Here is a 19,190-nt window from a genome sequence, read left to right as displayed (position 1 = left end):
GTTTATTTCTTTAACGCTACAGCAGCTGCTTGTTGCTCTGCTGCTTTTTTATTTCTACCTGTACCAGTGGCCATTTTCTTACCATTAACTAACAGTTGTACTGTAAATGTTGGTACACTCTCATCTTCTGCAATCACTTCATACTTAATCTCAATTGCACCATTAACTTGTAATTTTTCCTGTAATTCAGTCTTATAATCACGCGAAGCATCAAAGTCACCTTCATCAATTAAAGGATAAACTGTTTGCTTTAAAAACTGTTGTACTGCTGGCATCCCTTGATCCAAAAATAAGGCTCCATTAAAAGCTTCAAAAACATCTTCTAAAAGTGTCTTACGATTGCGCGCGCCAGATTTTTCTTCACCATTACCCAGATAGATTTCCTTTTGAAATCCTACTTCCTTAGCAAATTCAGAGAACCCTTCAGTTCTTACAATATTGGAACGCATCCTTGTCAATTGTCCTTCATTAAGCTTAGGAAAATGACGGTAAAGATAATCGGAAATAGCTAATTCTAAAACTGCATCGCCCAAAAATTCTAATTTTTCATAGTTATACTTACCATGATGCTCGTTAGCATAAGAAGAATGGGTAAAAGCACGTTCTAATAAATCTTCATTAATAAATTTTATGCCATATTTTTCTTTTAAATTATTTTTAAAAGCTACTGATACCATATAATTGTCCTTTCATGTATGTATTAATTATACCCATTTTTAGAGTGATAAAAAAGCAAAGAAAAAAGCCATCTCGCAAAAAAGATGACTTCTTAAATATTGTACTTAATTGTTTATTTTGCGTAAGCAATCTTGAACCATAAACCATTGGCATCTGCTGGCTTAGTTGAGTAACCAGTTAACTTATTATTAACTGCAGTAACTTGGTAAGCATTAGTCATTGGCAATACATATGCTTCATCGTGCATATATTGTTGCCATTCATGGAACTTATCAACACGGTACTTAGTATTAAATGCTTTTTCAGAATCCATTTCATCCAATAACTGAGTATTCTTAGCAGTTACAAAACGACTAAAGTTGAATGGTGCCTTTTCACTGTATGAATCATTTGGTGAAGGTTCACTAGACAATAGCCATGACCCTTGGAACATATCAACTGATGAAGAATCATTTTGAACCTTATCGTAGAATGAGTTGAATTCCATTAAACGACCACTGGTTAACTTAACATTTAAGCCAAGTTTTTGCCATTGTTGGATGTAGTTCTGGATAATTGGTTCTTGAGTTGAACTACCGGACATAGCCGCAAAGTGGATGACTAAAGGCTTACCATTAGGTTGTGTACGCCATTTACCCTTCTTCTTGTAACCAGCTTCATCAAGTAACTTGTTAGCCTTCTTCATGTTTTGAGTGTAGGCTTTAACATCTGGATTGAAGTAGTCACCAAATTGCTTAGGGATTAAAGTTGGTACTTGGAATGAAAGACCCTTAGTATAACGCTTGGTTACTGGTTCAATATTCATCCCATAAGCAATTGCTTGACGAAGATTCTTATTATTCATCTTTGCATTTGGATCCATGACATTCTTACCTGCCTTGGCATCCCATTTACCAACCTTAAAGCCAAGGTAAGAATAACCAAGTGGAACTTGTTTAACAAAGTTTACATCACTTGTATTCTTTACTTGATCCCATTGTGAATTTACCACATCCGCAATGTCATATTTATGAGATTTAATTGCTTGACTAGCAGAATTTGGATTAACAACTGAAAAACTTACCTTATCAAGTTTTGGTGTTCCACGCCAGTAATACTTGTTAGGAACATAGGTTACTGATTGACCACGGACAACTTTAGAAACCTTGTAAGGGCCAAAGAATAATGGCTTCTTTCTAATTTGATCGGAAGATTGAAGCTTCTTAAATGGTACATCTTTTAAGTAGTGATATGGAGCTACTGATTCCCAAATATAACCATTACCAGACTGTTCCATACCTGGTTTCATTTCTTTAAAGTGAAGAACTACTTTAAGTCCATTTTCACCATCAGGCATTTCAAGACCAGAAATTGTCTTTGCCTTGCCATTATGATATTCTTCAAGACCTTCTAGGTCAGCCAAGCTACTGGTATATCTTTGTGAAGCAGTATCAGGATTAGCAATAATTTCGTAAGCATATTCATAATCTTTAGCAGTTACTTGCTTGCCATCTGACCACTTTACGCCCTTCTTAATATTAATAGTTACAGTCTTTGCATCCTTATTAATATCAATTGTAGCAGGACCTTTATTGTTATACTTGTAAGTATTATCAGTATCAAACAAAGATTCATTCGCTGGTGCCATTACGCTTGTATCAGTTGCAGAAGTTGATAATTCGTTTGAAAAAATTCCTGTAAATGGAGTATCAGTTTCAATCGCTTGTGAAACTGTCCCACCCTTTTTAGCAGTCTTTGTAGGAACAGCTGCTTTCATCTTCTTTACAGAACTTGTATCGTTTGAACTTGAATTACCACATGCAGCTAATGTTAAAGCCACACCAGTAAGAAGTGTTAAACTTCCAAATAACTTGGCTTTCTTCATGTATTTATCCTCCAATTTCTGGAACTAATTTTAATCACAATTAGATATTAACATCACTTTTTTTAAAATTCAATAATTTTACTTATATTTTTTTAATTTTATTATTACTTAAGCTAACCGTTATGAATACTTGCATTAATAAGCACTAATCCCCTTACATCCTTGCAATTAATTATTAAAATATTTTAATCTAAGTATTATTAAGGCAAAAAAATAAAGATTCAGAATAAAATCTGAATCTTTATTGCTAGTTTACACGTTGACGGGCATCAAAGGCTCTTTGAAGCGCACGACCTACATAGTTAATACTTAATGAAATTGCTAATAATAAAATTGTTGCCGGTAACCATAACCATGGTCTGGTAGTAACGTTAACTGGATCATTCGCATAACCAATCAAACTACCAAGTGATGGCACATTAGGTGGTAACCCATAACCGATAAATGAAAGAGTAGTTTCAATACCAATGTTTCCAGCGATGGTCAATACGACATCAATAATAATCATTGATGTAATGTTTGGTAAAACTTCTCGGAACATAATTTTCATATTTGAAGAACCTGAAGTTTTGGATGCTAAAACATACTCGCGACCACTTTGCGATAAAACAAAAGAACGATAGTATCTAACAGTTGTAGTCCAACCAAACATTGCAATTAATAATACCAATGTAAAGGCATTGTAATTAGGGATTACAGTAACCAAAACGATCAAAATTGGCATTTGGGGCAAGATTTGAATAAAATCAACAATACGCATGATAATTGAATCCGTAATCCCACCGAAATATCCTGTAACAAGTCCAATTACCAAACCGATACATTCAGTAATAACCGTAATGGCAATCCCGATAAAGATTGAGTTTCGACCACCCATAATAAGTAGTTGGACAATATCACGGCCACCATCATCGGTTCCAAGTAAGTGTCCAGCTTCACCCCAACCATAATAGGCATCGGCAATATTGATTTGAGTCACTTGAGTACTATTCAAAAACAGTGAACCGACAAAGGTAAATAATAAAATTAAAATAATAATGATTAAAGCTACCATAGCGGTAGGATCATGAAAAATTTCTCTTGCAACAACTCTCAATCCCGATGAAGGAAGAGTTGGCTTGGTTTCTTTTTTTGCTTCTTCAGCCATTTTCTCTCTCCCTCCTATTGAACTCTAATTCGTGGATCAACAATACTCATTACGATATCGGAAATCAAGTTACCAACTAAGGTTAAAATTCCGAAAATCATAATTAAAGCAGTTAAAGTGGTGTAATCACGTTGGCCAATTGAGTCCAAGAATAATTTACCCATTCCAGGATAACTAAAGACCGTTTCAATAATCATTGAACCAGAAAGCAAACCAGTAATTGTTGTTCCTAAAAATGCTGCAATTGGAAGTAAAGAGTTTCTGAGAATGTGTTTATTGAAAACAACCTTGTCAGGAACACCCTTACTACGTGCTGTTCTAACATAATCTTCAACTTTATTATCAACAATACCTGTTCTCAAGTATTGTACAGTTGCAGTAGTTGTAATCAAGGCACACAGAATTGCCGGTAAAATGATGTGATATAACCTACTTCCTAAAATACCAAAGAACCCGGAAGCAGTATCAGAAACTGAACCTGAGACTGGGAACCAGCCTAAAACAAAACCAAAAATGTATAAACCTAAAATATAAAATACAAATGCAGGAGTTGCTAAGGTAATATAGTTAAAAATTTGAATTGATTGGTCTTGCCATTCATTTTGGTGACGACCAGCAGAAATTCCAAGTGGAATTGCAATTGCGTAAGTGATAATAACTGTAACTAATGACAACCAGAAAGTATTTACAGCACGATCCCAAATAAGTGATGCTACTGGTACTTTTTGGATATAGGACATCCCTAAGTCACCATGGAATAGATTACCAACCCAACGGCCATATTGAACCCAAACCGGATCATTCAAACCATATTCCTGTTTTAACCGTGCAATCGTTCTAGGATCAGAATTTGGGTTAATCATCCCAGTAAAAGGATCCCCTGGCATCAATTTAGCCAAAAAGAAGACTAAGATACTTAAGATGATTAATTGAGGGATCATAACAAGAATACGTCGTAAAATTGTTTTCCACATTTTATTCTTCTCCCTCCTTTAATTCTTCTTGAATCATATCTTCTGGTAAGGCAACATAGTGACGATCTGAAACCTTTTTTAGCGGTAACACACGTCCATCTTTGTCATACCATTTATCTTGATTATCTAAAAATTCTTTTTCAACTTTTTGACGTGCCAATTTATGCTCTTCACGACCTTCAACATCTACTTTAGGAATAGCTGAAAGTAAACGTTTAGTGTAAATATGCATTGGATCATTATAAATTTGATCACGTTCGCCAATCTCTACAAACCGACCACGGTGCATAATCGCAATATCTTCTGACATATGCTTAACCACACCTAAATCGTGAGAAATAAAGAGAAAGGCAATGTTATATTGTTGCTGTATGTGCTTCATAAAGTTAAGCACTTGTGCTTGAACTGATAAGTCCAGGGCTGAAGTAGGTTCATCGGCAACAATTAGCTTAGGATTAGTTGCAACAGCACGAGCAACCCCAATTCTTTGTCTTTGTCCACCAGAAAATTCATGTGGGTACTTATAAATTGCATCACTCGGCATCCCTACGATATCAAGCAACTCTTGCACTCTTTTACGTTCTTCATCAGTGGTTAAGTTTTCAAAGTTTCTAATTGGTTCGGCAATGATATCTTCTATCCTCTTACGCGGATTCAATGAAGACATCGAATCTTGAAAGATCATTTGAACGTCCTTATTGTAGTTCAATTTTTTGCGATTGCTTGCCTTGGTAACATCTACACCCTTATAAAGAATTTGTCCACTTGTTACCTTTTCAATACCAACAATTGCTTTACCAGTTGTTGATTTTCCTGAACCTGATTCACCGATCAATCCATAAGTTTCTCCCTCTTTGATTGAAAGGCTAACACCATCAACAGCGCGAACGTAATCAGTAATACGATTCCAGAAACCAGAACGAATAGGATAATGGACTTTTAAATCTTTGATTTGAATTATTTCTTCTGCCATAAACTACTCCTACTTTTTACTTTTCATCCTCAAAATGAAATCCTTGCCAGCAAGTACATCTTACAAAGTGATTTGGCTCTACTTCATGAATTCGGGGATTATCTTCATGAGCTGAAGCCGGAATCCAAGGAATACGGGCTGCAAAACGATCACCAGTACGTGGCATATTTTTTAATGATGGGACAGTTCCTTGAATTACATGTAATTCTTCACTGTTATCATCAGTTTGAGGCATTGAATGCAATAATGAACGAGTATAGGGGTGTAATGGATGTGAAAAAATCGTTTTAACATCAGCTTTTTCAACAATTTGTCCAGCATACATAACCGCTACTTGATCTGCTGTTTCAGCAACGACACCCAAATCGTGAGTAATTAAGATGATTCCTGAATGAGTTTCCTTTTGAATCTCTTTTAATAAATCCAAAATTTGAGCTTGAATAGTAACATCCAAAGCAGTTGTAGGTTCATCAGCAATGATAATCTCCGGCTTACATGCAATTGCAATCGCAATTACCACACGTTGACGTAGTCCACCAGATAATTCATGAGGATACATTGAATACATTTCTTCAGGACGTGGCATCCCAACCTGATTGAAAAGCTCTATTACTCGATTATATCTTTGCTTTTCATTCATATCAGTGTGATATAACAAGGTTTCTGCTACTTGATCTCCAACTCGCATCAAAGGATTGAGGGAAGCCAAGGGATCTTGGAAAATCATACCGATTTTTTTACCGCGAACTTGATTAAAAAGCTTATCATTTAAGCCCACTAAGTTCAGTTCATTATATAAAATATCTCCCGTAACTTTAGTATTTTTTTGATCGTATAAACCAATAATACTTGAAGCAATTGTACTTTTACCTGAACCAGATTCACCAACTATCGCTAGAATTTCATCTCGCTTCAATCTCAAGTTAATGTCATCAGCGGCATCATAAAATTTACCTTGCAAGCGATATGCAGTATGCAAGTGTTCGATGTCTAATAATACATCACTTTGCTTTTCCAAAGCTCATTCTCCTCTCAACCTTTATGCAATTTTGAATTTAAAATTAAAATCAACTTGATTCTTAATAATGCACTCATTATATATAAAAAAACCTATCAATTCAATATTTCCCTAAATATTTTTCATAAATTGATAGGCTTTTCTTAATTTATTTCTTAATTTTAAATAATTAATTAACCTTGGTGTGCCTTAATATAAGCAACAGCTTCACCAACAGTTTGAAGTTTTTCAGCTTCTTCATCAGGAATTTCTGCACCAAAAGTATCTTCTAAATCCATGACAAATTCTACAAAATCAATTGAATCTGCATCTAAATCGTTTTGGAAGTTTAAATCCATCGTAATCTTATCACGATCAAATTCAAAGCGATCGGCAATCATATCAGCAATTTTATTAAAAATTTCTTCTTCAGTCATTTATATTCCCCTCTTTTACTAAATTTACTTACTATTTTACAATTATTTAGTCTTTTCGTCTTTAAATAGCTCTGTATATTTTTCTACTAAATTTTGGTCAAGCATTTTATCTACTTGCTTAAATACATAATAGATTGTTGTGGCATCAGAGCGACCGTGTGATTTAACTACTACTCCATCAACACCTAATAAAACAGCTCCACCATATCGTTTAGTATCAAATCGTTTTGCTAAATTCTTTAAAGCTGGTTTAGCTAATCCCGCACCAATTTTAGGCACTAAACCACTATTTAATAATGAATCTTTTAACATATGAAGAATCACAGAAGCAGTACCTTCAATTGCCTTTAAGACTGCATTTCCAGTAAAACCATCAGTTACAACAACATCAGCCTTACCTTCCATTAATTCATTACCTTCAATATTACCGGTAAAGTTTAAATCAGTTTCAGATAAGAGCTTATATGCTTCTTGGTGCATGGGATCGCCCTTATCATCTTCAGCACCATTATTTAAGAGTGCAACTTTAGGATGGTTTACATTACGGATTTTTTCAGCATAGTAATTAGCCATTTGAGCCCATTGAACTAAGTAACTAGCTTTACTTTGAGCATTCGCTCCAACATCAATAATATTAAAACCTTGTTCACCCTTTTGACTTGGCATCGTAGGCATTAAGGCTGGACGTTCTACGCCTTTAATGCGACCAATGATAAAAATTCCACTTGAAAGCAAAGCCCCAGTATTTCCTAAAGAAATCAAAGCATCAGCTTTCTTATCTTTAACATATCTTGCTGCTACTACCATGGAAGAATCTTTTTTCTTGCGAATTGCTTTGACTGGTTCATCACTATCTGCGATTACTTCAGTAGTATTCACAAATTCTACTCGTTCAAAATTTTCATCCTTAGGAAAAGCAGCCTTTACCTGTTCTTCATTACCAAACAAGATAAAAGTTACATTGGTTAATTCTTTACGAGCTTTAATAACTGCATCTACAATAGCTTGAGGTGCATGCTCTCCGCCCATTGCATCTACGGCAATTCTTTTCATAAATTTCTCCTATAAATGATCTACTTTAATCTAATAATTAATCATTATTTTGTAATTCTTTGCTATATTTTAACACTTTATTCAAAAAGTTATATTGTTTACCAGTCAAATCCGGATCTTTTTTAATAAGAGCGCGCGCTTCTTTTTGGGCAGTAACCAGAGAATTAAAATCTTGAACTACATCACCCAATTTAAACTGAGGCAAGCCAGATTGCGCTTTACCAAAAATATCTCCTTCACCACGTAGCTTTAAATCTTCTTCAGCCAGTTTAAAACCATCTGTAGTATTGGCAACAATTTCCATCCGTTTTTTTCCAACTTCTGTCTTCGGATCACTTACAAATACGCAGTAACTCTGAGTTTGACCACGACCAATTCGACCACGAAGTTGATGTAATTGACTTAAGCCAAATCGATCAGCATTGAAAATAATTATCATATTAGCATTAGGGACATCAACCCCCACTTCAATTACACTTGTGGTTACTAAAATATTAATTTTTTTATCGGCAAAGGCATCCATGATCTTATTCTTTTCTTCCCCTGCCATTCGTCCATGAAGCAAGACAACATTTTGCTCTTTAAAGTATTGTGCTAATTTCACTTGTAAGTCTTCTGCATTTTTTAAATCAGTAGCTTCAGACTCACTAATTAGTGGTGTAACTACATAAATCTGAAAGCCTTGGTCTAATTGACTTTGCACTTGCATGAGTACATCACGTAACTTATTACTAGTAACCCAGGAAGAAATAATTGGTTTTCTTCCCTTTGGTAGCTGGTGAATTGAAGAGACATTCATATCACCATAGACAGTTAAAGCGAGAGTTCGCGGAATTGGTGTAGCAGTCATTGCCAAAACATCAGGATTATTACCCTTGTTGATTAATTTATTACGCTGATTTACCCCAAAACGATGCTGTTCATCAATAATTGCTAGACCTAACTTTTTAAATTTGACTTTATCTTGGATTAAAGCATGAGTTCCAATAACTACGTTAATGGTTCCATCTTCTAATTCACGATAAATTTCTTTCTTTTCTAATTCTTTAGTATCGCCAGTTAGTAGTGCTACTCTAACACCTAATTGACTTAACAGTTCATTTATTTTATCAAAATGTTGTTGCGCTAAAATTTCTGTCGGCACCATTAAGACTGCCTGATAACCAGCAGTAATGACAGCAAAGATAGCAAAAACAGCGACAATTGTTTTTCCCGCTCCTACATCCCCTTGCAGTAAACGTCGCATCTGACGCGGTGCATGTAGATCCGCAAAAATTTCATTGACAACTTTCTTTTGATCATCTGAGAGTTCAAAAGGTAACGAGGAAATCAATTTAGAGATTTCTTTTAAATCATATTCTTTTGCTTGACCTGGAGCAGTTTCATCTTTTTGATTAAGCATTTGTGCTAATTGAATTTGAAATAAGAAAAATTCTCTAAAAATTGCACTTCTTTTGGCCATTTTGGCCATAATTCCATTCTTAGGATGATGCAAATCTTGCACAATTGCTTGATCTGTTTCAAGTTTATATTTTTTCCTTAGATCATCAGGCACTACATTATCTAATAAGGGCAGATATTCGGTAATAGCTTGATCAATCAATTCTTGAAGCTTTTTCTGTTTTACGTGACGATTTAAAGGATAGATAGGTTCCATACTTGAATCCTCTTTTTTCTCAGCCACTAATTTAAAAGCACTTAAAGATTGACGAGTCGTATTATATTTACCATAAACTGCAATTTCTTTGCCTATCTCGATTTTATCTTTTAACCAAGGTTGATTAAAAAAATTGACCATGACAATATCATGGTCAATTTGAATCTTAAAGCTCAAGCGACTCTTTTTATAGCCAAATCTACTAACATATGGTTCAGTAACAATTACTCCTTTTAAAAGAGCTTTCTGACCGTCCATTAATTGATCAAGTGGCAAAGTTTCCAAATCATTATAGCGAAAGGGAAAATACATCAGTAAATCATAAATACTGTTAATCTCTAAGGTAGCTAGTGCTTCCGCAGTCTTATTACCGACGCCTTTTAAAGCAGTAACTGGAGCAAATAAATCTTTTGTTTGAGCTAATTCAGTCATTTTATTCCACTGATACTAAGAAGTAGTATACAGGTTGACCTCCATCATGAACTTCAAATTCTAAATCATCATCTTCATGAGCTGATTTAATTTTTGCAATTACTGCATCTGCATCTTTCTTAGTTGCATCGCTACCGTAAAGAACGGTAATAATTTCACTGTCTTCATCAAGCATTTTTTCGATCATGGCAACTGTAGTATCAATTAAATCAGGATTATCAACTTTGATTTCACCATCAATAATACCTAAGTAATCGTCTTTATGAACTTGAATATCATCAATTTCGGTATCACGAATAGCCTTTGTTACTTCTCCAGATTTTACTGTATCAAGATCTTCTGACATGGCTTCAACGTTTTCATCTACGTCAGCATCAGGATCAAATGAAAGCATTGCAGTTAAACCTTGAGAGATAGTTTTAGTTGGTACAATTCCTACTGGAATATCTGCAAGTTCTGCTGCTTGTTTAGCAGCCATCACAATATTACCGTTATTAGGTAGAATAATTGCCTTGCGAGCTCCTGACTTCTTAATCGCATCAAGAATATCCTGAGTTGAAGGGTTCATTGTTTGACCACCAGAAATAATACGGTTTACCCCTTCACTCTTGAACAATTCACGAATACCATGACCAGATGCTACAGCAATAACAGCAAAGTCAACAGCTTCTTCTTGTTCATCATGATTTTCAACAATGGTTTCATGTTCAATTCTCATGTTATCAATTTTAATCTTACCTAACTCACCAAATTGCTTACCATATGTAAATACTTCGGCTGGATGTTCAGTATGAACGTGAACTTTAGCAATATCACCATCTGATACGGCTAACAAGGAATCACCAATTTCAGACAAATGCTTTCTAAATTCTTCTAGATCGAATTTCTTTTTATTAGGAACATCAGCAGTTAAATCTACCATAATTTCAGTACAGTAACCATTTTTGATATCACTAGTTGCCAACTGTACTTGTGCTGATTCAGCTTGGTGGTGAGCCGCATTAATCAACTCATCCATTTCAGTGTCATCTAATTGGTAATCATTATCTTTTTCACCTAGAAGGCCTTCAAGAAAACCTTGATAAATAAAGACTAATCCTTGACCACCTGAGTCAACAACACCAACCTGCTTCAACACTGGCAATAAATCTGGGGTAGTTTTTAAAGCTTTGCGAGCACCATCAACAACTGCACGCATAACTTCGGTTACATTATTTGTTTCTGCAGCCTTGTTTTTACCAGATTCGGCAGCAACCCGTGCAACTGTTAAAATTGTTCCTTCGACTGGCTTCATCACAGCTTTATAAGCTGAAGCAACACCATTTGAAAATGCAGTTGCTAAATCTGTCGCAGTTAAAGTATCCAAATCTTCGGTTGCCTTGTAAAAGCCACGGAAAAGCTGGGAAGTAATAACACCAGAGTTACCTCTTGCCCCCATTAACATTCCCTTAGATAAAGCTTCGGTTAAATCGCCAATCTTATTACTATCACATTCATTAACTGATTTTGCTCCACTAGTTACAGTTAAATTCATGTTAGTTCCAGTATCACCATCAGGAACTGGAAATACATTTAATTTATCAACAAATTCAGCATTTTTACTCAAACGATGAGATGCTGAACGAACCATATCTTTAAATTGTTGACCTGTTATTTCGGTTAATTCCACTGTGTCTTCCTCCAAATAAGCACTATTCGTCTAAGACTTTTACGCCCTGTACAATTACATTGACTGATTTTGCTTTAATGCCTAAAAGATGTTCGAGATTATATTTTACACTATCTTGCACATTGCGGCTAACCTCAGAAATTTTAAGACCATAACCAACAATAATATAAACATCGACAATAATTTGATTATCTTTTGATTTAATTACTACACCACGCCGGTAATTTTCACGATTCAAAATCGTAAAAGCACCATCACGAATTGTATTCTTAGATGCCATCCCGACTACTCCATAATTAGAAGTAGCTGCACCACCAACAACAGTAGCAATGACATTATTTGAAATATCAATTAATCCATATTTAGCTTTAATTTTTACTGCCATAATTTCCTCCATTTCTGAAGAATACTTCTTTATGTTTATTTTAACATAGCATAAGCAACATCAAAGTACCAACTTAAACTATTCAAGAAAAACTCAATATTAAAAATATCATATTGAAATCAATTTAAGGATATGATAACCTTATAAGGTACTAACAACCGAGATAAAAGGAGGGTTTAGCACAAATGGCAAAAGACTTTATTACTGGCCGCAAGACCACTTTCGGTAACAAGCGTTCAAAGGCTTTGAACTCTACTAGACGTTCATGGAAGCCAAACCTTCAAAAAGTTCGCATTCTTGTCAATGGCAAGCCAAAGCGTGTTTGGGTTTCAACTAAAGCATTGAAATCAGGTAAGGTTACCCGAGTTTAATTAGCGAAAAAAGCCTTTTAGAACAACATTTCTAGAGGGTTTTTATTTTTGCAATTTTTATTAAAAATAATTAATGTGCATCAAAAAAGACAGTTTTGTTTGATATGAACCCCGAAATTTGGACAAGAATTTCGGGGTTTTATTATGTCTAAATTAACAAAACAAGATAAAATTGATATTTATAATTATTGGAAAAAATATGGAAAAACTTCTACATGGTTAAGTAAAAAATACAGAATAAACTCAGGTAATATCCGTTATATGCTTAATTTGATAGATCGTCATGGAATCAATATTTTAGATAGATCTTCTTCTGCTTATACAATTGAATTTAAGGAAGAAGCAATTAGAAGAGTACTTATTAACAATGAAATTGCGCAACACGTATCCTTAGATTTAGCCTTGCCTAGCCAGGGTCTAATCCATAATTGGATTCGCAAATATAAAGAAGATGGGTATAATGTCATTAATCACAAGAAAGGCAAACCATCTCATGAAAAACAAAGACCAACAAATCAAAGAACTTCAAAAACAACTAAAAGACCTAAAACAAGAGAACTTAAGGCTTACTGTCGAAAACGAATTTGTAAAAAAATTAAGCGCCTTAGTTTCTCAAAGAAAAAACCAAAAGCCAAAGAAATAGCTCAGGTGGTTACTGAACTAAGGCATGAACTTCATGTAACCGTAACTTTTATCTTAAATACAATTAATTCTAATCCTGATTTGCCTCATTTATCTAAAAGCAATTACTACTATGTTTTAAAACAGGATGATAAAGATTTAAAAAATCAAGATATCATGAAACGGATTAAAGAAATATTTGAGGAACACAAGCATAGATACGGCTATAGGAGAATTACAGCCCAATTACACATTGAAGGCGTTAAAATTAATCACAAGAAAGTAAAGCGTCTAATGAAAAAGATGCATCTATTTGGTATTGCAATTAGACGTAGAAGAAAATACTCAAGTTATCAGGGTACCGTAGGTAAAATCAAACCTAATTTGATCTGTCGCAATTTTCTAGCTATTTTGCCAGATAGAAAGTGGTACTCTGATATAACCGAATTTCATTTAAATGGAGAAAAACTATATTTATCACCAATTATGGATGGTTGCACTCATGAAATAATTTCTTACACTCTTAGTCGTCATCCAGTCTTAGAACAAGTAATGAACATGCTTGAATTAGCTTATAAAGATCATCCTGCATTAAATGGGCTTATCTTTCATACTGATCAAGGCTGGCAATATCAACATCCAGCATTTCAAAATTGGCTTAAAAATCACGGGATTGAACAATCAATGTCTAGAAAAGGTAATTCATTAGATGATGGATTAATGGAAGGATTTTTTGGCATTTTAAAGCGAGAAATGTTCTATGGCTTTGAGAAAACATTTAAGAATTTAGATGAGCTGGAAGAAGCAATCAAAGAATATATTTATTACTACAATAACAAAAGAATTAAGAGCTCAATAAAAAACCATACTCCGATTCAATATCGAAATATGGTTTTAAATCAAATGGCTTAATAATATGTCCTAATTTTAGGGTTCATATCATGTTAAACTGTCTTTTTTTGTTTAAATATTACTAAATCGCTCCTGATCACGAGAATAAATTGCTATTACATCTCCTTCATCAAAAGTTACTTTAATTTGATTTTGCTTGATAAATTCATTTGAAGAAAACATCCGGGGACTATGAGAACTAAACTGCTTCAAGGGATATTTAGCCCCTTCAATATTAAGATTTCTTACTGGAGTCAGGTTGCCAACACCTAAGTAATTATAACTAGCTAGTGGTTGAAGAGAATTTGTTCCTGGTTTCAAAAAAAGAATTAGATTTTGCTGATCAATAATTCGTACCTGCCCCATATATTTATTTAACGGTGCATTTAAAAAAGTAAACAAATTAACAAAAAAGTGATCTAATCTACCACCTGTTGCTCCATAAAGTTCTACCTGCTCAATTTGATAATCTTCGAATAAAGTTAAAAATAATAATTCTGAATCAGTTTCATCTTTTTCCGGCTTAGCATAACGGATATCTTTAACTTTTTCTTCGATTTTATCTAATTCTACTTTTCTTAAAGAATCAAAATCACCTACAGCTAAATCTGGGATAATCCCTAATTCTAATAAAAAAAGGCTACCACGATCGCTAGCGGCAACCACTGCACCACTAGCTTGAGCCTTTTTAATTTTTTCTTTGATATCTATCGGCCAATTGGCAATTGGCCCACCTAATACTGCTACTGCCCTCATATTAAGATATTCTCTAGTTTAAGAATTTGTTGAGCAATTGGACCCTTTTTAAAGATAAATGATCCAGCCACAAAGACATCAGCTCCAGCTGCTTTTGCGATCTCAGCGGTCTTATCATCAATTCCCCCATCTACTTCTATTGGAATATCTTTACCTGCTTCAGCAATAATTTTTTTAGCTTGTGCGATTCGAGTACTTGAGTCTGCTCTAAAACTTTGACCACCAAACCCTGGCTTAACGGTCATTATTAATAATTGGTCAATTTGATCTAAGTAAGGCTTAATAACTTCAACTGAAGTATCAGGATTAATCACTAAGCCTGCTTTAACATTATGATCTTTTAAATATTTTAACCATTTTTCTACATCGTCAGTAGCTTCATAGTGAAATTCTAGAAGATCAGCACCAGCTTTTACAAAGGCTGGAATAGTTACATCTAAATTATTACTCATTAAGTGGATTTCAGCTTCCATATTTGGAAAAGTAGTCGTAAAATTCTCAACTAATTCTGGTCCATAAGAAAGATTAGGCACAAAGTGTCCATCCATAATATCAATATGAAATCTTTTAACGCCACCATCGATGGCCTCCTGAATATCACTACCTAGATTCATTGTATTAGCATTCAAAATTGATGGTGCAAGTATACTCATAGTTTTACCCTCTATTCTTTTATTATTTTAAATAATCTGGCATGCGTTTATCTTGAATTTCTTGACGGATCTTCAAATAATCATCATAACGACTTTGAGCGATTTCGCCTTCTTTTACCAGCCTTTTCACCTCACATTTTGGTTCTTGTAAATGCTGACAACTTCTAAATTTACACTTTGCGCTTGCCTTTTTAAATTCATAAAAATCATTAGCCAGTTCATCTAACTTAATCTTATAAAGATCTACTGCTGAAAAACCAGGCGTATCCGCAATATAGCCTTTTCCATATTTAAATAATTGCACTTGGCGCGTTGTGTGTTTACCACGATTAAGTGCATAAGAAATTTTGCCAGTTGCTTGGTTAGCATCTTTTTCTAAGTGGTTAAGCAAAGTGGATTTTCCTGCTCCTGATTGTCCAGCTAGGGTCCAAATCGCATTCTTTTTAATTAATTCAGGCAACTGCTTTTCTAGCTCGTTTTGATTAGTAAAGACACGATAACCAATTTTTTGATAATAAGCTAATTGATCCTTTATCTTTGCTAAGCGCTCAGTCGGTGTAATATCAGTTTTCGATAAATAAATAGTGACACCAATATTTTTCCAAGCAAAAAAGGTTAAATAACGATCTAATAATTCCAAAGAAAAATCTGGTTCAACTGCTGATATTACTAATAAAACTTGGTCAACATTGGCTACAGCTGGACGGCCAATTTCATTTTTCCTTGGTAAAATCTCAACCAAATAATTCATGCCATGATCATCTACTTGAACAATTACATGATCACCTACTAAAGGCTTCTGTTGTCGATTACGAAAAACGCCACGCGCTCGAGAGCGAATGGCGCCTTTTTCAGTTTCAACATCATAGTAGCCTGAAATTACACTAATTACAATTCCTTCAATTTTTTCAAGCATTATTTATTAATTTCCTCATCTAAAATCGTATTACCATCTCTTTCAATTCTAATATGTCCGTTTCCCTTACTCAAATTAAAAGGTATAGTAAATGTTTCATTTTGAGTAATAACTTGGTCACGATAAATATTACTTAATGAATGATCTGCATCAGAAATATAGATTTGAACATGATTTCCTTGGTCGTTAGTTCCACTAGCTTGGTATGGAACTGTAAAAGCTTTGGTAACCTCAGTATTATCTGAACTATCATCATTTTTACGGTCATCATCAGAATTACCACTTGAAATTACTAAGTGAATTCGTGACCCTTTCTTTACTCGGGTATCAGGTGCAGGATCTTGTCTAATAACCGTATCTTTTTGGGCTGAAGCTGACTTTTCCTCAGTAATATCAAGGTTCAGGCCATTATCCTTGGCATAATCTTGAGCACCTTTTAAAGTATAACCAGTTAAATCACGCAGCCTTACTTCATCTTTTGAACTTGAAGCTTTCCCCCTTGAAACATACAAAGTGATTGTAGTTTTATTTGCGTCAACTTTTCGACCGGGAGGAATGTCTTGGGCAATTACGCTGTTCTTAGGAGCTTGTGAATCCTGCTGTGTTACCTTTTCAACCTTAAATCCCACCTTAGTTAACTTTCTTCGTGCGGTTGTATAAGATTCTCCAACTACATTTGGTACCGTTTTAAGTTTGGCGCCGCGTGATACGATTAAATCAACTATTTGGCCATTTTTTACAGTTAGGCCACTTTGTGGATCTGTCGTAATAATTCGGCCCTTTTTAACACTATTAGAGTATTGGTAGCGAGTCTTACCTACTTTTAAACCGCGAGCAAGTAGAGTTTGGCGTGCTTCACTTTCACTCAAATTATTAACACTTGGAATTGTGATATCATCTTTACGTCCCAGCGCAAAAATCAAAATTACCATTATGCCAATAAAAGCAATTCCCGCTCCAAGCCACCACCATTTATGCTTTTTAATATTTTCCCATAAAGTTGGTGTTTGAGGCGACTCATTCGTTTTATCAGGAGCTTGCTGAGTATCTTGGACAGAACCCTCCATTTGCGGCAAAACGATGGTGTTATCTTCATTTGGATCAAATTTTGGTTTAAAAACAGCTTCATTTTGACGACTAGGATCAAGACTTGAATCAAGATCTTGCTTCATTTGCATCACGGACTGATAGCGATCACGCGGATCCTTAGCTGTAGCCTTAAAAACTACATTTTCAAGCGCTTGTGGAATCTGAGGATTTTGCTTGCGCAGAGAAGGTGTAGTTTCCTGAAAATGTTTCAGCGCCACAGCGACTGCATTTTCACCACCAAAAGGCACCTGGCCCATCAATAATTCGTAAAGAATTATTCCTAATGAATATATATCTGATTGCATAGTAGCCCGACTGCCGCGCGCCTGTTCCGGTGACATATAATGCACAGAACCAATTGCAGTATTAGTTTGACTCATCGTGCTTTGATTTAAAGCTACTGCAATCCCAAAATCCACTATTTTAATGTTGCCATTTTTATCCATCAAAATATTTTGCGGTTTTAAATCGCGGTGAATAACATGATGCTTATGTGCCAAGGTCATAGCTGCTAGAATTTGATCCATAATCCTAATGACTTTTTGTAAAGGAATTGGATTATTCTTTTGAATATACTGCTCTAAATCAGGTCCATCAACATATTCCATCACAATATATTGCCGATTATGATCAATACCAACATCTAAAATTGAAACGATATTGGGGTGACTCAATTCACTGGTTGCGCGAGCTTCTCTTTTAAAGCGTTCTACTGTTTTAGGGTCTTTTTGCAAGTCTAAACGCAGAATTTTAACAGCAACTTTTCGTTTTAGAATAATATCTTCTGCTAAATAAACGTTTGCCATCCCTCCTTCACCCAGTAAAGCAAGGATTTTATAGCGACCCCCTATCAGGTAGCCCTTATCAAACACTAGTGTTCAGCCTCCTTTTCAGTATAGGAAATTAAACACACAGTGATATTATCTCCACCACCCAAACGGTTGGCTTCATTAATTAATTTATTACATCTTTCTTTTAAAGTAAGATTCTTAGTTGCCAAAATTTGTTGAATCTGAAGATCGGTAAGGGAATTAGTTAAACCATCAGTACATAAAAGGAAAATATCACCAGCATGAACTTCAAGGGTTTTAAATTCTGGGTTAACAGTACTCGAGACTCCTAACGTTTCAGTAATGATATTTTTTTGTGGATGATTACGCGCTTCTTGAACAGTTATTTGTCCCATCTTAACTAACTCATTGACCAAAGAATGATCTTGCGTAATTTGCTTAAAATCATTATTGCCATAGATATAAGCTCGAGAATCACCAAGGTGAGCAACTAAAATTTTTTCCGCAAAAGCTATTGCTAATACTACTGTGGTCCCCATGCCATTAAGATCTGAGAATCGATCTGCCGTATTTAAAATCGTTTCATTTTCTAATTTTAATTGAACTTCGAGCCACTTTTTAGCTAAATGAGGATCAGTAAAATCAGTCTGTTTAAATGCATGTCCTAAATGATTCACAGCCATGGTAGAAGCCACATCTCCACCCTGATGACCGCCCATGCCATCACACACAATTCCCATACTGATATCGTTCTGATTATTAAAAACTTTAACAAAATCTTGATTTGTTTCTCTCACTCTTCCGATGCTGGAAGCAAAAGCTGTTTTAATCAAAAT

18 protein-coding genes are annotated in these 19,190 nt (G+C 34.8%); 2 read left to right on the top strand and 16 right to left on the bottom strand.

Features of this window, described 5'->3' with window-relative positions:
* Window positions 1-2: 2 nt before the first annotated feature.
* The 11 genes from rnc to FP432_RS01270 form a co-directional block, all read right to left on the bottom strand.
* Window positions 3-677 (bottom strand): ribonuclease III, encoded by a 675-nt coding sequence (gene rnc / locus FP432_RS01320; RefSeq protein ID WP_265489067.1) that lies wholly within the window; start codon window positions 675-677, stop codon window positions 3-5.
* A 113-nt stretch (window positions 678-790) separates the two neighbouring features.
* Window positions 791-2,542, bottom strand: coding sequence for an oligopeptide ABC transporter substrate-binding protein (locus tag FP432_RS01315; RefSeq protein WP_265489065.1), 1,752 nt, complete (start codon window positions 2,540-2,542; stop codon window positions 791-793).
* Window positions 2,543-2,789: 247 nt separating this feature from the next.
* Window positions 2,790-3,689: an ABC transporter permease gene (locus FP432_RS01310; protein ID WP_265489063.1), complete on the bottom strand. Its 900-nt coding sequence runs from the start codon at window positions 3,687-3,689 to the stop codon at window positions 2,790-2,792.
* A gap of 14 nt (window positions 3,690-3,703) precedes the next feature.
* Window positions 3,704-4,663, bottom strand: coding sequence for an oligopeptide ABC transporter permease (gene opp4B, locus FP432_RS01305; RefSeq protein ID WP_265489061.1), 960 nt, complete (start codon window positions 4,661-4,663; stop codon window positions 3,704-3,706).
* Window position 4,664: 1 nt separating this feature from the next.
* Window positions 4,665-5,636 carry an ABC transporter ATP-binding protein gene (locus FP432_RS01300; protein ID WP_265489059.1) on the bottom strand — a complete coding sequence of 324 codons (972 nt, stop codon included), beginning with the start codon at window positions 5,634-5,636 and terminating at the stop codon, window positions 4,665-4,667.
* Between the two features lie 16 nt (window positions 5,637-5,652).
* Window positions 5,653-6,654, bottom strand: coding sequence for an ABC transporter ATP-binding protein (locus FP432_RS01295; RefSeq protein ID WP_265489057.1), 1,002 nt, complete (start codon window positions 6,652-6,654; stop codon window positions 5,653-5,655).
* 173 nt (window positions 6,655-6,827) lie between these two features.
* Entirely contained in the window at window positions 6,828-7,070 is a 243-nt protein-coding gene (gene acpP, locus FP432_RS01290; RefSeq protein WP_265489055.1) for an acyl carrier protein, read from the bottom strand.
* Between the two features lie 42 nt (window positions 7,071-7,112).
* Complete coding sequence (plsX, locus tag FP432_RS01285; RefSeq protein ID WP_265489052.1) at window positions 7,113-8,123, bottom strand: phosphate acyltransferase PlsX; 1,011 nt, start codon at window positions 8,121-8,123, stop codon at window positions 7,113-7,115.
* A gap of 37 nt (window positions 8,124-8,160) precedes the next feature.
* Window positions 8,161-10,212, bottom strand: a complete 2,052-nt coding sequence (gene recG, locus FP432_RS01280; RefSeq protein WP_265489050.1) for an ATP-dependent DNA helicase RecG — start codon at window positions 10,210-10,212, stop codon at window positions 8,161-8,163.
* Window position 10,213: 1 nt separating this feature from the next.
* The gene (locus tag FP432_RS01275; protein WP_265489048.1) at window positions 10,214-11,881 is read right to left on the bottom strand and encodes a DAK2 domain-containing protein; all 1,668 of its coding nucleotides are present in this window, start codon (window positions 11,879-11,881) and stop codon (window positions 10,214-10,216) included.
* A 22-nt stretch (window positions 11,882-11,903) separates the two neighbouring features.
* The gene (locus FP432_RS01270) at window positions 11,904-12,266 is read right to left on the bottom strand and encodes an Asp23/Gls24 family envelope stress response protein (RefSeq protein ID WP_265489046.1); all 363 of its coding nucleotides are present in this window, start codon (window positions 12,264-12,266) and stop codon (window positions 11,904-11,906) included.
* Window positions 12,267-12,451: 185 nt separating this feature from the next.
* Between FP432_RS01270 and rpmB the strand changes: the two genes are divergently transcribed.
* Window positions 12,452-12,637 carry a 50S ribosomal protein L28 gene (gene rpmB, locus FP432_RS01265; protein WP_265489044.1) on the top strand — a complete coding sequence of 62 codons (186 nt, stop codon included), beginning with the start codon at window positions 12,452-12,454 and terminating at the stop codon, window positions 12,635-12,637.
* Window positions 12,638-12,781: 144 nt separating this feature from the next.
* Entirely contained in the window at window positions 12,782-14,170 is a 1,389-nt protein-coding gene (locus FP432_RS01260) for an IS3 family transposase (protein WP_322555883.1), read from the top strand.
* 51 nt (window positions 14,171-14,221) lie between these two features.
* Here FP432_RS01260 and FP432_RS01255 read toward each other — a convergent pair whose 3' ends face one another.
* The 5 genes from FP432_RS01255 to FP432_RS01235 are packed head-to-tail and all read right to left on the bottom strand — an operon-like array spanning window position 14,222 to window position 19,187.
* Window positions 14,222-14,905: a thiamine diphosphokinase gene (locus FP432_RS01255; protein WP_265489041.1), complete on the bottom strand. Its 684-nt coding sequence runs from the start codon at window positions 14,903-14,905 to the stop codon at window positions 14,222-14,224.
* Window positions 14,902-15,558 (bottom strand): ribulose-phosphate 3-epimerase, encoded by a 657-nt coding sequence (gene rpe / locus FP432_RS01250; protein WP_265489040.1) that lies wholly within the window; start codon window positions 15,556-15,558, stop codon window positions 14,902-14,904. Before rpe ends, FP432_RS01255 begins: the two co-directional genes overlap by 4 nt.
* Before the next feature lie 22 nt (window positions 15,559-15,580).
* The gene (gene rsgA, locus FP432_RS01245) at window positions 15,581-16,474 is read right to left on the bottom strand and encodes a ribosome small subunit-dependent GTPase A (RefSeq protein ID WP_265489039.1); all 894 of its coding nucleotides are present in this window, start codon (window positions 16,472-16,474) and stop codon (window positions 15,581-15,583) included.
* The gene (gene pknB, locus FP432_RS01240; protein WP_265489037.1) at window positions 16,474-18,435 is read right to left on the bottom strand and encodes a Stk1 family PASTA domain-containing Ser/Thr kinase; all 1,962 of its coding nucleotides are present in this window, start codon (window positions 18,433-18,435) and stop codon (window positions 16,474-16,476) included. Before pknB ends, rsgA begins: the two co-directional genes overlap by 1 nt.
* Entirely contained in the window at window positions 18,435-19,187 is a 753-nt protein-coding gene (locus tag FP432_RS01235; protein WP_265489035.1) for a Stp1/IreP family PP2C-type Ser/Thr phosphatase, read from the bottom strand. The genes pknB and FP432_RS01235 overlap by 1 nt, the downstream gene beginning before the upstream one ends.
* Window positions 19,188-19,190: the final 3 nt, after the last annotated feature.

Source organism: Lactobacillus sp. PV034, assembly GCF_014522305.1.
Taxonomy (GTDB): Bacteria; Bacillota; Bacilli; order Lactobacillales; family Lactobacillaceae; genus Lactobacillus.
The sequence above is the reverse complement of the archived record's forward strand: the minus strand, read 5'-3'. Positions and strand labels throughout refer to the sequence as shown.